General features: G+C 67.5%; 13 protein-coding genes and 1 pseudogene. 11 read left to right on the top strand and 3 right to left on the bottom strand.

The annotated features are described in order from the left end of the window. Positions 1–10: 10 nt before the first annotated feature. The 9 genes and pseudogenes from FND50_RS32270 (at position 11) to FND50_RS32235 (ending at position 7,919) form a co-directional block, all read left to right on the top strand. Positions 11–628: a hypothetical protein gene (locus FND50_RS32270; protein ID WP_144288433.1), complete on the top strand. Its 618-nt coding sequence runs from the start codon at positions 11–13 to the stop codon at positions 626–628. 128 nt (positions 629–756) lie between these two features. After that, positions 757–1,146, top strand: coding sequence for a decarboxylase (locus FND50_RS32265; protein ID WP_144288432.1), 390 nt, complete (start codon positions 757–759; stop codon positions 1,144–1,146). Between the two features lie 48 nt (positions 1,147–1,194). Then, positions 1,195–1,896, top strand: a complete 702-nt coding sequence (locus FND50_RS32260; RefSeq protein WP_144288431.1) for a TetR/AcrR family transcriptional regulator — start codon at positions 1,195–1,197, stop codon at positions 1,894–1,896. Positions 1,897–1,904: 8 nt separating this feature from the next. Then, positions 1,905–2,831, top strand: coding sequence for an ABC transporter ATP-binding protein (locus FND50_RS32255; protein WP_144288430.1), 927 nt, complete (start codon positions 1,905–1,907; stop codon positions 2,829–2,831). Continuing rightward, positions 2,828–4,465, top strand: a complete 1,638-nt coding sequence (locus FND50_RS32250) for an ABC transporter permease (protein ID WP_144288429.1) — start codon at positions 2,828–2,830, stop codon at positions 4,463–4,465. Before FND50_RS32255 ends, FND50_RS32250 begins: the two co-directional genes overlap by 4 nt. Positions 4,466–4,492: 27 nt before the next feature. Then, positions 4,493–5,245 (top strand): annotated as a pseudogene (locus tag FND50_RS32245) (IclR family transcriptional regulator). Positions 5,246–5,400: 155 nt separating this feature from the next. Then, positions 5,401–5,553 (top strand): hypothetical protein, encoded by a 153-nt coding sequence (locus FND50_RS36370; RefSeq protein ID WP_005256569.1) that lies wholly within the window; start codon positions 5,401–5,403, stop codon positions 5,551–5,553. 155 nt (positions 5,554–5,708) lie between these two features. Beyond that, positions 5,709–6,686, top strand: a complete 978-nt coding sequence (locus FND50_RS32240; RefSeq protein ID WP_144288428.1) for a PDR/VanB family oxidoreductase — start codon at positions 5,709–5,711, stop codon at positions 6,684–6,686. A 30-nt stretch (positions 6,687–6,716) separates the two neighbouring features. After that, complete coding sequence (locus tag FND50_RS32235) at positions 6,717–7,919, top strand: cytochrome P450 (protein WP_186301359.1); 1,203 nt, start codon at positions 6,717–6,719, stop codon at positions 7,917–7,919. Between the two features lie 112 nt (positions 7,920–8,031). Here the strand turns inward: FND50_RS32235 and FND50_RS32230 are convergent, their stop codons facing one another. After that, complete coding sequence (locus tag FND50_RS32230; protein WP_005256574.1) at positions 8,032–8,682, bottom strand: GntR family transcriptional regulator; 651 nt, start codon at positions 8,680–8,682, stop codon at positions 8,032–8,034. 151 nt (positions 8,683–8,833) lie between these two features. Then, positions 8,834–10,228 carry a dicarboxylate/amino acid:cation symporter gene (locus FND50_RS32225; RefSeq protein ID WP_144288426.1) on the bottom strand — a complete coding sequence of 465 codons (1,395 nt, stop codon included), beginning with the start codon at positions 10,226–10,228 and terminating at the stop codon, positions 8,834–8,836. A gap of 117 nt (positions 10,229–10,345) precedes the next feature. Between FND50_RS32225 and FND50_RS32220 the strand changes: the two genes are divergently transcribed. Then, positions 10,346–11,794: an aspartate ammonia-lyase gene (locus tag FND50_RS32220; protein WP_144289219.1), complete on the top strand. Its 1,449-nt coding sequence runs from the start codon at positions 10,346–10,348 to the stop codon at positions 11,792–11,794. An 87-nt stretch (positions 11,795–11,881) separates the two neighbouring features. Next, a complete protein-coding gene (locus FND50_RS32215; protein WP_144288425.1) occupies positions 11,882–12,721 on the top strand; it encodes a CoA ester lyase in 840 nt (279 codons plus the stop codon). 19 nt (positions 12,722–12,740) lie between these two features. Here the strand turns inward: FND50_RS32215 and FND50_RS32210 are convergent, their stop codons facing one another. Further along, positions 12,741–13,631, bottom strand: a complete 891-nt coding sequence (locus FND50_RS32210; RefSeq protein ID WP_144288424.1) for a LysR family transcriptional regulator — start codon at positions 13,629–13,631, stop codon at positions 12,741–12,743. Positions 13,632–13,644: the final 13 nt, after the last annotated feature.

The following is a 13,644-nucleotide window of genomic DNA, read 5'->3' as shown; positions in this document are numbered from 1 at the left end:
GGTATCGAGCATGGTGCAATCAGCGGAGCGGTACCGCGTGGAAAGGATCGGCAGCAGTGCCCCTCTCGCCATCCTCGTGACCATCCTGGCCGGAGTCCTGTTCGCGGGTGGGTGTGGGCAGCAGGACACGCAGTCTGATGCCGAGTCGAAGCCGGAGGCGTCGACATCCGAGGCGATCCTGTTGCCTCAGGAGGCTCTGGTGGGATTGGACGTCGTACAGACGTACTTCCCGGAGATAGAACAGCAGACGGCGACGAGTGAGAACTCCACTGCGTCCGGCACCCCCGACGCGACGAGAATGGTGATCTACGAAGGGGGCGACGGCAGAAGGGTAACCGTCTCTGTCGATCGATATCCCAGCACCGACGCGGCCGCGACCGCATTCGAGCAGGCGATCGACAACAGTGAAGTCGTCCCGGGTTTCGCGGCGCTACCGGCGCCGGCCGACGTCGGCGACAAGGCATTCGCCGGTTCCGTGACGCAGGGAGGGGACACGCACATCGGGTACGGCGCGCTCGCCGGCGAGTACGTCGTCGGGGTGACTTCGGCCGGCTATCCGGCTACCACCGAGAATGTCGAGAAACTGGCCGGCCTCACGCGCGACGCGGTCGAGAAGGCAACGACATAGCCACGGCGACCCCCGCGGTGCCAACACCGCGTCAGGATCGCGGCCCGCGGAGTCATGGTGCCGTCAAGAACCGCCGCGACCTCGCGTGTCGGGGGTAGATCTGGAACTGAATCCCCGAGGAGGTTCCGATGACGCTTCATCTTCCCCACCGGTTCGTGCACGAGCAGCCACGGCAGAACACGGTGCTCGACCTCTCGGCACTCGGCACGGATAACTCGAGCATCGAGGACGCGCTGCGTGCGGTGATGGATCAGCCGCACCTACGGCTGATCGGTTTCCGCTGCTCTGCCGGTTCCGGGGCCATCGACGACGCGATCGGGCTGATGGAACAGGTCCGGCGCGACTACGGGGTGATCCTGACGGAACTGGTCCTGCAGGACGACGATCGGGCCGATCTGAGGGAGGTCGTCGACGAGGCGCTGGACGAGGCCTGTGCCCGCAACCGGTATCCCCGCCCGAGCGTCGCGTTCACTGGGCGCCCGGCCGAGCCGGGTCTTCCCGCCTTGACGAAATCTTGACGCCCTTACCCCTTGCGTGCGGTTGAACGCGCGTTTAGCGTATTAAACATGCGTTCAACCAGTGCTGGTTCCGAGGTCCCACAACCCGATCTGACCACGCGCGCCCGAGTGCGCGACGCGGCCATCACGGTGTTCGGCAATCACGGCTTCAGCACCGGGGTACGGGCGATCGCCACCGCAGCCGGAGTGTCACCTGGTCTGGTGATCCACCATTTCGGTTCGAAGGACGGCCTGCGCGCCGAATGCGACGAGCACGTCCTGCGGATCATCCGGGAGCAGAAGGCGGAGGCGATTTCGACGCCCGGGCCGGCGGGCGCAATGCGCGCCCTCGCCGAGATCGAGCAGTACGCCCCGCTCGTCGCGTACATAGTGCGGAGTTTTCAGGCGGGCGGCGGTCTCGGCGAATCCCTCTTCGAGCACATGGTGGAAGACACCGAGCAGTATCTCGCGTTGGGAGTGGCGGCCGGAACTGTCCGGCCCAGCCGCAACCCGAAGGCGCGGGCGCGCTACCTCACCCTCTACAACGTGGGCGCCATGCTGCTCTACCTGCAGATGCGCGCCGACAAGGAAGCTCCGCTCGACTACGCCACGGCCATCCGCGACCTCGCCACCGACGTCACGCTGCCCGCCCTCGAGATGTACACCGAGGGCCTGCTGCCGGATTCGTCGACGCTCGAGGCGTACCTGGCCACCGAAGACGGTGCCGCGCAGGCGGCGGCTCCCGCAGAACATACCGACTCCCCGAACTAGGAGCAGCTATGAGTGCGATCATCGAAGTGCGCAACCTGGTGAAGACGTTCGGACGAACCCGGGCGTTGGACGGACTCGACCTCGAGGTCGGCGAAGGGGAGGTGCACGGGTTCCTCGGGCCGAACGGCGCCGGAAAATCCACCACCATTCGCGTCCTCCTCGGCAGCCTCCATTCCGACAGCGGTGAGGCCACCGTGTTCGGTCGCGATCCGTGGCGCGACGCCGTCGCCCTGCACCTCGACATGGCGTACGTCCCCGGGGACGTGACCCTGTGGCCGTCGTTGTCCGGCGGCGAGACCATCGACCTCCTCGCGCGGATGCGCGGTGGACTGGACGAAACCCGCAAACAGGAGTTGATCGAGCGCTTCGACCTCGACCCGCGGAAGAAAGGCCGCGCGTACTCGAAGGGAAATCGTCAGAAGGTGGCGTTGGTGTCGGCGTTCTCGTCCGATGCACGCCTGCTGCTGCTCGACGAACCCACGTCGGGCCTGGACCCGTTGATGGAACAGGTCTTCCGGGAATGCGTCGCCGAGGCCCGGGACCGCGGTGTGACGGTGCTGCTGTCCAGTCACATCCTGTCCGAGGTGGAGGCGCTGTGCGAGCGGGTCACCATCATCCGGGCGGGGCGGACGGTCGAATCCGGGACACTGGCGTCGATGCGGCATCTCAGCCGTACGTCGATCACCGCCGAACTTCTCGGTGACCCCGGCGATCTGAGCTGCATCGACGGCGTGGCGGACATCGAGTTCGACGGGTCGACGCTGCACTGCCAGGTCGACAGCGAACATCTCGGCGAGCTCATCCGGGTGCTCGGCGACACCGGAGTACGCAGCCTCGTCAGTCAGCCGCCGACCCTCGAAGAACTCTTCCTGCGGCACTACGAGATCGACGACGGTACGACGTCGTCCGACACGGTGGAGAAGGTGCGGGCATGAGTACCGCAACGGTGTCCCGGTACCGGCCCGTGGAGCCGGCGCCGGTGTCTTCCTCGGATTTCACGGGGACACGGCACTTTCTGCGGTTGTTCCTGCGCCGGGATCGGATCGCGCTGCCGCTGTGGATCCTGATTTTCGCGTTCGCGCCCGCGCTGTACGTCGCGAGCATCGCCGACATCTACACTTCCGACGCTCAGCTGGCGGAGTTCGCGGCCACCACGGCGGCCAGCCCCGCGCAGATCGCCATGTACGGGCCGATCTTCAACTCCAGCCTCGGCTCGGTGGGGGTCTGGAAGGCTGGTATCTACTACACGCTGATCGGGGTGGTGGTGATTCTGACGGTCATCCGGCACACCCGCGCGGAGGAGGAGACCGGCCGGGCGGAGCTTCTCGACTCCACCTCCGTCGGACGGTACTCGGGCCTGACCGCGGCGCTGCTCCTCGCCGGCGGCGCCTCCGTCGTCACCGGGATTCTTTGTGCGGCAGCGTTGCTCGCCCGGAACCTTCCGGTGGGCGGCTCGGTCGCGTTCGGGACGTCGCTGGCCTGCTCCGGTCTGGTTTTCACGGCGGTCGCAGCCGTTGCGGCGCAGGTGAGTACCGGCGCCCGCGTCGCGCGCGGCGTCGCGTTGACGGTGCTCGGGGTCGCGTTCGCGTTGCGCGCGGTCGGTGACGCCGGGTCCGGCACCCTGTCGTGGTTGTCACCGCTCGGCTGGGACCTGCAGATCCGTCCGTATGCCGACGAACGCTGGTGGGTCGTCGTCCTCAGCCTCGTCACGGCAGTCGTACTCACCTGGGCGGCATACGCTCTCCTGCGTCGACGCGATGTCGGCGCAGGCCTGATCGCCGAACGCCCCGGCCCCACGGACGCGTCGCCGGCGCTCGCCGGAACTCTGGGACTGGCGTGGCGTATGCACCGCGGCACGCTCGCGGCCTGGACCGCCGGGCTCGGACTGTACGGCCTGCTGATCGGCAGTGCCGCGAAGGGGATCGGTGGCCAGGTCGGCGACAGCCAGACGATCCGGGACATCATCACGCGGATGGGCGGTTCGCAGTCGCTGGAGGAATCGTTCATCGGCTACGCGTTCACGATGCTCGCGGTCGCCGCCGCGGCCTACGCGATCTCCGCATCGTTGCGGCTGTACTCCGAGGAGAACGCCCAGCGCCTCGAACCCGTGACGGCCGGTTCCGTCGGCCGCGTCCGGTGGGCGTCGAGCCACATCCTGTTCGCGTTGCTCGGGCCTGCGGTCGCGATGATCGTCGCCGGAGTGGCCGCCGGACTCACATACGGCGCATCCATCGGCGACGTGGGGGGAGCCCTGCCCGACGTGATCGGGGCGGCGCTCGTGCAGCTTCCCGCGATCTGGATGCTCGCCGGAGTGACGGTCCTGCTGTTCGGTGTGGTCCCGCGGTTCACGCCGGTGGCGTGGGGCGTGCTCGTCGCGTTCCTCCTGATCTTCATGGTCGGGTCGATCGCGCAGTTCCCGCAGACGGTGCTGAATCTGGAGCCGTTCAGCCACGCCCCGAAGCTGCCGGGCGGGCAGTTCGAGGCGACGCCGATCGTGTGGCTGCTCCTGATCACGGTCGTGCTGATCGGGGTGGGCGTCGCGGCGTTCCGGCGGCGCGACCTACGGTGAGCGCCGGCCGGTGTGCACACTGAAGGCATGGCACGTGTGCACACCGGTGAGTCCGTCCTGGTCCGGACGGTGCGGATAGTCGAATCGTTCCGTTCGGACGATTCGTTGCTCACGGTGTCCGAGATCGCGCGACGGTCGGGTCTCCACATCTCCACGACGTCGCGGTTGATCGACGAACTGGTGGGGTGCGGCTGGCTCGAGCGTGAGGAACGCAAGGTGCGGATCGGGGTCCGCCTGTGGGAGGTCGCGTCGCGGGCGTCCCCGACCCTCGGGCTCAGGGAAGCGGCGATGCCGTTCATGGAGGACCTGCACGCCGTCGTCGGGCAGCACACCCAGCTCGGTGTCCTCGAAGGTGACGAGGTGTTGTTCATCGAGCGGCTCACGGCACCGGGTGCCGTGGTCAATTACACGCGCATCGCGGGCCGGATGCCGCTCCACGTGTCTTCGTCCGGGCTGGTCCTGCTCGCGCACGGACCGTCGGAGCTTCAGGAGCGCATCCTGAACGAGCCGTTGAAGGTGTACACCGACAACACGATTCGCACTCCACGGTAGCTGCGGGGAGTCCTGGCCGACGTGCGTCGGCACGGCTACATCCTCTGCACCGGCCACCTCTACCCGGACACCACGGGCGTCGCGGTCCCGGTGCGGGACGGTCACGGCAAGGTGGTCGCCGCGCTGTCGGTCATCGTGCCGAACGACGAGAAGGCGTACGCGCAGATCCCCGTCCTTCAGGCGGCGGCGAAGGGCATCACCCGCGTGATGGCGGCGGCGCCGCAATGAGGCATGCCCAGGTGGCAGACGCCCACGGATTTGCCGGAATCCGGCGCAATTGCGCGGGCGGCTGACCAATGTCTGTGAGGCTATGCGCGGTGGACTATCCGCCCCGGCCGTGCCACGGTGGAATCTGAACCACTTCTCCCAGAAAGCGCAGCATCATGGAAAGCACCTCGCAACCCAGCCCCCGGGAATGCCCGGACTGCCACGCGCTCACCGCGGACCTCGAGGCACACAAACTCTGGCACTCCCGGCTCGTCCACGACATCGCCACTGCCGTCGACAAGGACATCAGCCGGAGGGCGCACACCTGATAACTCAGCCTCGGCGGCGTCCGGGCGGGCAGCGAACAGCTTCCGCCCAGTCGAGTGACCCCAGTAACATCCCGACTTTCAACTATTGAAAATGATCTGGCGGCTCACCCCCGGCTCGGAAGATCCTCGAACAAACGCGAGATCGAGGAGTCGAGATGCCACAGAACCTGGTTTCTTCCGGTGCGCCAGCAGACGCGGCGCTGCGAGTTGTCGGCAAAGAGCTTGTCGCGGACGGTGTTGTCGCACTGACCCTGCGCCACCCCGACGGGCGGCGCCTGCCGGACTGGGCACCGGGGGCCCATATCGACCTGCTGCTCCCGAACGGGCTGACGCGGCAGTACTCGCTGTGCGGCGACCGGTGGGACGCGTACAGCTACCGCGTCGGGGTGCTGCGGGAACCGGCGGGCCGGGGCGGGTCGGCGTACGTCCACGACGTACTCGCGGAGGGTGATCTCGTCGGGGTCGGCGGTCCGCGCAACAACTTCCCGCTCGTCCCCGCACCGAGGTACCTGTTCATCGCCGGTGGTATCGGGATCACCCCGCTGTTGCCGATGGTCCGCCAGGCGGAGCTGATGGGCATCGACTGGCAGCTTCTGTACGGCGGCCGCACCCGCACGTCCATGGCGTTCCGGGACGAACTCGCCACCTACGGCGACCGGGTGTCCGTCGTGCCGCGGGACGAGCAGGGCCACCTCGACCTGTCGGCGCATCTCGCCGCTGCCGCCGCCGACGACGACACGAAGGTCTACGTGTGCGGGCCCGGGCCACTGCTCTCCGCCGTCGAAAAGTGTTGCGCGGACAGGCCAGTCGGCACGCTGAGGACCGAACGATTCGTCCCGAAGGACCATGGCGAGCCGCTGCGCGACGAACCGTTCGAGGTCGAACTCGCGCGCTCCGGCCTCGCGGTGACGGTGACACCCGGCGCCAGCGTCCTCGACGCCGTGCAGGCGGCCGGGGTCAACATCCTGTCCTCGTGCCGCGAGGGCACGTGCGGGACCTGTGAGACCACCGTCCTCGCCGGCACCCCCGACCACCGCGATTCCGTCCTCGACGACGAGGAGCGGTCCGCCGGCGACTGCATGCTCATCTGCGTCTCCCGGTCCTGCTCCGACCGCCTCGTGCTCGACCTCTGACACCCCCACCCGAAGGGACTCACCGTGACGATGTTCGCCCCCGCTCCCGCGTTGCCCGTCAGCGACGCCGACCCGTTCGCCCTCGACGTCCTGCAGGACCCGTTACCGTTCCAGGCCGACCTGCGGGACGCCGGACCAGTCGTGTACCTGCGGCGATACGACGTCTTCGCGCTGGGCCGCTACGAGCAGGTCCATGCCGCGCTGACCGACTGGCAGTCGTTCCAATCCGCTGCCGGAGTCGGCCTGAGCAACTTCCGGGACGAGACTCCGTGGCGGCCGCCGAGCATCCTGCTCGAGGCCGACCCGCCGCACCACGACGCTCCGCGGGCGGTGCTCAGCAAGATTCTGGGCCCCCGCGCGCTGCAGAAACTGCGCGCAGCATGGATCCAGGACGCGGAGGCCCTCGTCGACCAGTTACTCGCGAACACAACCGAATTCGACGCGGTCACCGACCTCGCCGCCGCGTTCCCGCTGCGGGTCTTCCCGGACGCCGTCGGCATTCCCGATGCCGGACGCGAGAACCTGCTGCCGTACGGGGACCACGCATTCAACAGTTTCGGTCCCGTCAACAGTCTGGTGGAGAAGGGGGCGCCGCGGGTGGCCGAGCTTTCGGGCTGGGTCAACGCGCAATGCGCTCGCGACGCGCTCACCGGCGACGGGTTCGGCGCGCAGATCTGGGCGGCGGCGGACCGCGGCGACATCACGTACGAGCAGGCGCCGCTCGTCGTGCGCTCGCTGCTGACGGCGGGGGTGGACACCACGGTCAACGGACTCGCGGCCGTGCTCTACGCGTTCGCGACGCATCCGGAGCAGTGGGCGAGGCTGCGGGAGAACCGCACGCTGGCCCGGACCGCATTCGACGAGGCGGTCCGGTGGGAGTCGCCGGTCCAGACGTTCTTCCGCACCGCCACCCGCGACACCGAGATCGGCGGTACGACCATCCCGGACGGCAGGAAGATCCTGATGTTCCTCGGCGCCGCGAATCGGGACCCCCGCAGGTGGGAGAACCCGGACGCGTTCGACCTGGGCCGCAACCCGTCCGGGCACGTGGGGTACGGGATGGGAATTCACCAGTGCGTCGGCCAGCACGTCGCCCGGCTCGAATCGGAGGCACTGCTGACGGCACTGGCATCCCGAGTGGACTCCCTGGAGATCGCCGGGCCGGTGCATCGGCACCTCAACAACACGCTGCGGTCGTGGGAATCCGTGCCAGTCAAGGTGCGGTTGTTGTAGGCGAGAAAACCATACGTACGTATGTATTGACCGTTGCACCGACGGTCCCGCCGACGCGATGCTCCCCCCGGCCGCCGCGGTGATCACCGCGGCGGCCGGGAGGAGCAGCTGGTTACGACGTGGCGGAGGTCGACTCGTCGATGTCGAAGAGTTCGCCGATCAGGCCGCCGAGGAATCGTCGGTGTTGTGACGATATTTCGGCGGCCGCTGCTTCGTCCCGGGCCGCGCACAGTGTGATCAGGTTGTCGTGGTGTTCGATGGCGTCCTGCCAGCCGCGGAGGCTGGAGAACTTGCGGTAGTAGATCCGGTGAATCTGCGGGTGCACCTGGTGCATGAGGCGCTTGAGAAGTGGGTTGCCGGCGGCGTCGACGATGACGCCGTGGAAGGTGTCGTCCGCAGCGAGGGCCGCACCGATATTGTCGGTCTTGATCGCCTGCGCGAGGTCGTCGTTGGCGGTGCGCATCACGTCGATCATGTCGTCGGTGAGGTTGGGCACCCCCGTTTTCACGGCCAGCTGATCCAAGACCTCCATCACCGCCAGCGTCGCCTCGACATCGGCGCGGTTCAGCGGGGTGATCCGGGTGAAGGCGGCGGGTTTGGCCTCGACGAGTCCGGTGTCGATCAGCCGGGTCAGAGCCTCGCGCACCGGGGTGCGGCTCAGGCCCAGATGTTCGGCAAGCTCGCTGTCCTTGACCTTGGATCCGGGCGCGAGCTCACCGGTGACGATCGCGTCGCAGATCCGCTCGAACGCGACGTCGCTCATGCGGGGGCGCTCCACCGGATTATCACGCAACATACTGGATACTGTACTCTGCACGCCGCACGCTCCCGGGGGCCGCGTGGGTGAGTGCCGGGCGCCTTGTCGCGACGATACCGAGTGTGTCTTCGTCGACTGTTCATGGTCAGGGCCCCGACTACCCATCCGCGCTGCGTCGCCCGGCGAGAACCGTGTCGCCGAGTTCGTCGCCAGGCTCGCCCCCGGCCGTCGCCGGCACGGAGCTGGGCGTTGCCGCAGACCGACCGGCCTTCGCCTCGGCTTTCTCTTCTGACTTGTCGATCACCGTCGCGGCGAGGGAGTTTCCGACGACGTTGACCGCGGTGCGGGCCATGTCGGCGATGAAGTCCACCCCCAGCAGGAGTGCGACGGCTTCGGCCGGAAGGCCGATGGTGTTACCTGCGGCGATGAGCACCACGATCGAGGCGGAGGCAACGCCGGCCATGCCCTTGGACAGGATGACCAGCACGCCGACCATCAGCAGCAGGGTGGGGATCGAGGTGTCGACGCCGTAGGCGTTGGCGAGGAAGACCAGGGCGACTGCCTGGTAGAGCACGGAGCCGTCGGTGTTGAACGAGTAGCCGAGCGGCACGACGAACGAGGTCGTCGAGCGGCTGACACCGAGCCCCTCGAGCTTGAGCAGCAGCGGCGCGAGCACTGCCTCGGAGCTACGGGTGACGAACGCAAGTCCGACCAGATTTCCGATGGCCTTGAGCATGGTGACGTACTCGACGCGGAAGATCGCGGCGATGATCGGAAAGATGATGCCGAGGATGATCGCCATCCCGACGTAGACGACGGCGAGGAAGCCGAGCAGGCTCGACAGGTTCCCGAACCCGTAGTGCGCGACGTCGTAGCTGATGAAGCCCAGCACCCCGAGGGGCGCGAGGCGAATGACGTAGCCGACCACCTTGAACATCGCGTTGGCGAGCGAGTCGAGCACGGCCGTCATCGGTTTCGACTGCTCACCGATCGCGGCGAGTGCGACGCCGACGAACCCGGCAAACACGATCACTGCCAGCAGGTTCGCCTCCGCGAAGGCGGCGAAGACGTTCTTCGGGACAGCGTGCAGGAGTAGTTCGTGGAAGTCGATGCCCTGCTCGAGGGTCTCGACGGAGGCTTCGTCGGCGCCGGCGACGGGGGCGCCGGAACCGATGTCGAGCAGCTTCGCCAGCGCGACGGCCATCAGCAGGATGATCGTGGTGACGATCTCGAAGTACAGGATCGCCTTGGCGGCCATGCGGCCGACCTTCTTCGCCGAATCCATGCGCGCGATTCCGAGCACGATGAGCGGGAAGACCAAGGGGACGACGATCATCTGAACCAGGTTGAGGAACACGTCTCCGGCCAGTTTGAGTTGCTCGCCGACGGCGGGGGCGAACGTGCCGATGAGTGCGCCGACGCCGACGGCGATCAGTGACTGCACACCGATCGGCAGCTTCCAGAACTTCCACCACTTGCGTGGTGTGCGAGAGGTACCGGCGTCCTCGGGTGCTGTCGCCGAGTCGGCAGGGATGGCGGGGGATGTCGTCATTCAACGGCTCCAATATATTGGATGTGGTGTACTGTGCGACAACAGTGATCGACGTCATAGGCCCTGTCAAGTAGAACGGCGAAATAGGTGTTGGTGGAAAAGTTGAGCGACAGCGATGTGCGGATCGAGCACGACTCGATCGGAGATCTGGCGGTACCGGCGGCGGCGTACTACGGCGTCCACACCGCCCGGGCGATGGAGAATTTCGCGATCACCGGGTCCACCATCGGTCAGTACCCGGCACTGGTCGCGGCGTTGGCGACGGTGAAACAGGCTGCGTGCCTGGCGAACCGGGACCTGGGCCTCCTCGATGACCGGCGGGCCGATGCGATTGTGGCCGCGTGCACGGAGATTCGTAATGGGGCACTGCTCGACCAGTTTCCGATCGATCCGATCCAGGGCGGAGCGGGCACCTCGTCGAACATGAACGTCAACGAGGTCATCGCGAACCGCGCACTCGAGATCCTGGGGTTCGGACGCGGCGCCTACACCGAACTCGACCCCCTCACTCACGTGAACCTGGGGCAGTCCACCAACGATGTGTATCCGACCGCGATCAAACTCGCACTGGTCGAGCATCTCCGACTGTTGATCGCCTCGCTCGGTCGGCTCGCGGAGTCATTCGAGCGCAAGTCGATCGAATTCGACGACATCGTCAAAATGGGTCGCACCCAGCTGCAGGACGCGGTACCGATGACCCTGGGGCAGGAGTTCGCCGCCTACTCGATCATGCTGAACGAGGACTGCGCCCGGCTCTCCGAGGGGGCGCTTCTGCTGCTGGAATCGAACCTCGGCGGCACCGCCATCGGCACCGGGATCAACGGTCACCCCGAGTACTCTGCGCTCGCCTGCAACTACCTGCGCGAGCTGACCGATGAACCGGTCGTCCCGGCCGGCAATCTGATCGAGGCAACCCAGGACTGCGGAGCATTCGTGCAGGTTTCCGGCATCCTCAAACGGGTCGCCGTCAAGTTGTCCAAGACGTGCAACGATCTGCGGCTCACCTCCTCCGGGCCGACCGCCGGGTTCGGTGAGATCAATCTGCCTCCGGCCCAGGCGGGTTCGTCGATCATGCCCGGCAAGGTCAACCCGGTCATCCCCGAAATGGTCAACCAGGTCGCGTTCGAGGTGATCGGCAACGATCTGACGGTCACAATGGCCGCCGAGGGCGGGCAACTCCAGCTCAACGCGTTCGAACCCGTCATCGTCTACAGTTTGCTGCGCTCCACGACGCACCTGGCCGCGGCATCGGACACCCTGGCTGTGAAGTGCGTCGACGGGATCACCGCCAACCGCGACCACCTCGAGCGGGGTGTTCGGCGCTCGATCGGCATCGTCACCGCGCTCTCGCCGTTCATCGGATATGCCGCCAGCGCGGATATCGCCAAGAGGGCCCTGGCGACCGGCGCCTACGTCGGCGACCTCGCCGTCGACGACGGTCTGCTCACCCGCGCGCAGGTCGATGACATCCTGTCCCCCCGGCGACTCGCCGGCCTGCTCACCGCACCCACGGTGGACCGCGAATTCTCCGCACTCGATCATCTCACCGGTGTCGCCGCGCACTGATCGACGCATCACACCCAGCACCTCGAATGCAGGACAGCGCAGTCCTCGCCCGAGTAGAAGTTCACATCGAGAGGAAACGAGAATCGGATGACCCTCACATCGTCGGCACACTCCGCCATGGTCCCCGCGACACATGCGCGCTCCTGGCTTCTGGTCGCGGGCTCACGTCCGGACGAGTTCGCCGCAGCCGCGAACTCGGCGGCAGACGCGGTGATCTTCGACCTCGAGGATGGTGTTGTTCCGTCCTCGAAAACACAAGCCCGCGACGCCGTCGGACAGTTCCTCGCCGGTGGGGGCACCGGGTGGGTGCGCATCAACGACGTCACCACCGCGGATTGGACCGCTGATCTGGACGCGATCCGGGGGCTCCCGGGACTGCGTGGTGTGATGCTCGCCAAGACCGAATCCGCGGACCACGTCGATCGCACGGCTGCCGAGCTGCCCCACACCCCGATCCTCGCGCTGGTCGAATCGGCGCGTGGCGTCGAATTCGCCTTCGACATCGCCTCGGCCGACGCCACGACCCGAATTGCCTTCGGCACCGGAGACTTCCGTCGGGACACCGATGCGGGCGCCGAACCCGACGCGCTGGCCTACGCGCGGGGACGGCTCGTCGTCGCCAGTCGGGCGGCCGGCCTCCCCGGTCCCATCGACGGCCCGTGCCTGACCGGCGAACCCGATCTGTCCGAGGCCTTGGCCGTCACCAGGTCGATGGGCATGACCGGCAAGCTGTGCATGCACGTCGGGCACACAGCGATCGTCAATCGCGAACTGTCCCCGCTACAGAGCGATGTGGCATGGGCTGCCGAGGTCATCGCACACCTCGGCGCGCAGGGCGAGAACATCGCCGACGGCAGCGATCGCCCCAAACTCGCCCGTGCCCTGCGAATCACCCACCTGGCCGACGTCTTCTCGGTGTCGGCCTGAGCGTGCCGGCGTGCAGCGGCTACCCGACCTCCCCGATCACGTCGCGCAGTACCCGCGTGACCGTCTGCACCGCAGGTGAGGGATTTGAGTCCTGCCAGGCCATGGCGATGGGGAGGGTGGGGGCGTCGCCGGCGATGGGCAGGTATTCGACGCCGTCCATCGTGAGGTGCGCCGTCGAATCCACCACGACGGCCACGCCGACACCGGCGCCGACCATTGCGAGCAGGCTGTACGGGTCGGGCGCCTCGTGCGCAACGACGGGGGCGAATCCCGCTGCCGCGCACAGGGCGAGCGTGGCGTCGCGGACCACGGAACCGTGTTCGGCGGGGTAGATCACGAACCGTTCGCTCGCCAATTCCTGCGGCACGACGGCGCCCACGTCGACGAGACGGTGCCCGGCCGGGACCGCGACCATCAGTGCCTCCTCGAGCACGGTGTGGGTGGCGAAGCCCCGCGGGACCGGCAACCCCACGATGCCCATGTCCAGGGTTCCGCGGGTGAGGGCGTCGAGCACCTCACCCGAGTACATCTGCGGGCGTAGGTCGAGTTCGATGCCGGGGTAGGCGTCGGCGAGGGAGCGGGCGAGAACGGACAGCACCGTGTAGCCGCCTGCACCGCCGAAGCCGACGGTCACGCGGCCGGTCTCCCCGGCGGCCGCCGCCTGCGCGATGCCCCGCACGATCCCGACCTGCGCCTCGATCACCCGCGCCGGGGCCACCAGCGCCTCACCCGCGGCCGTGAGCCGGACAGAGCGGGTGGTGCGGACGAACAGGTCGGTGCCGAGTTCCCGTTCGAGGGCCCGCACGGTCTGGCTGAGCGGCGATTGCGCCACATGGAGACGCTCGGCGGCCCGGCCGAAATGCAGTTCTTCCGCGACCGCGAGAAAGGCGTGCAGGTGACGGAGCTCCACGACCCCTCCTCGG

This window comes from Rhodococcus sp. WB9 (genome assembly GCF_007558985.1).
Taxonomy (GTDB): domain Bacteria; phylum Actinomycetota; class Actinomycetes; order Mycobacteriales; family Mycobacteriaceae; genus Rhodococcus_F; species Rhodococcus_F opacus.
Note: the sequence above shows the minus strand (reverse complement) of the source record. Positions and strands in the feature narration are given on the sequence as shown.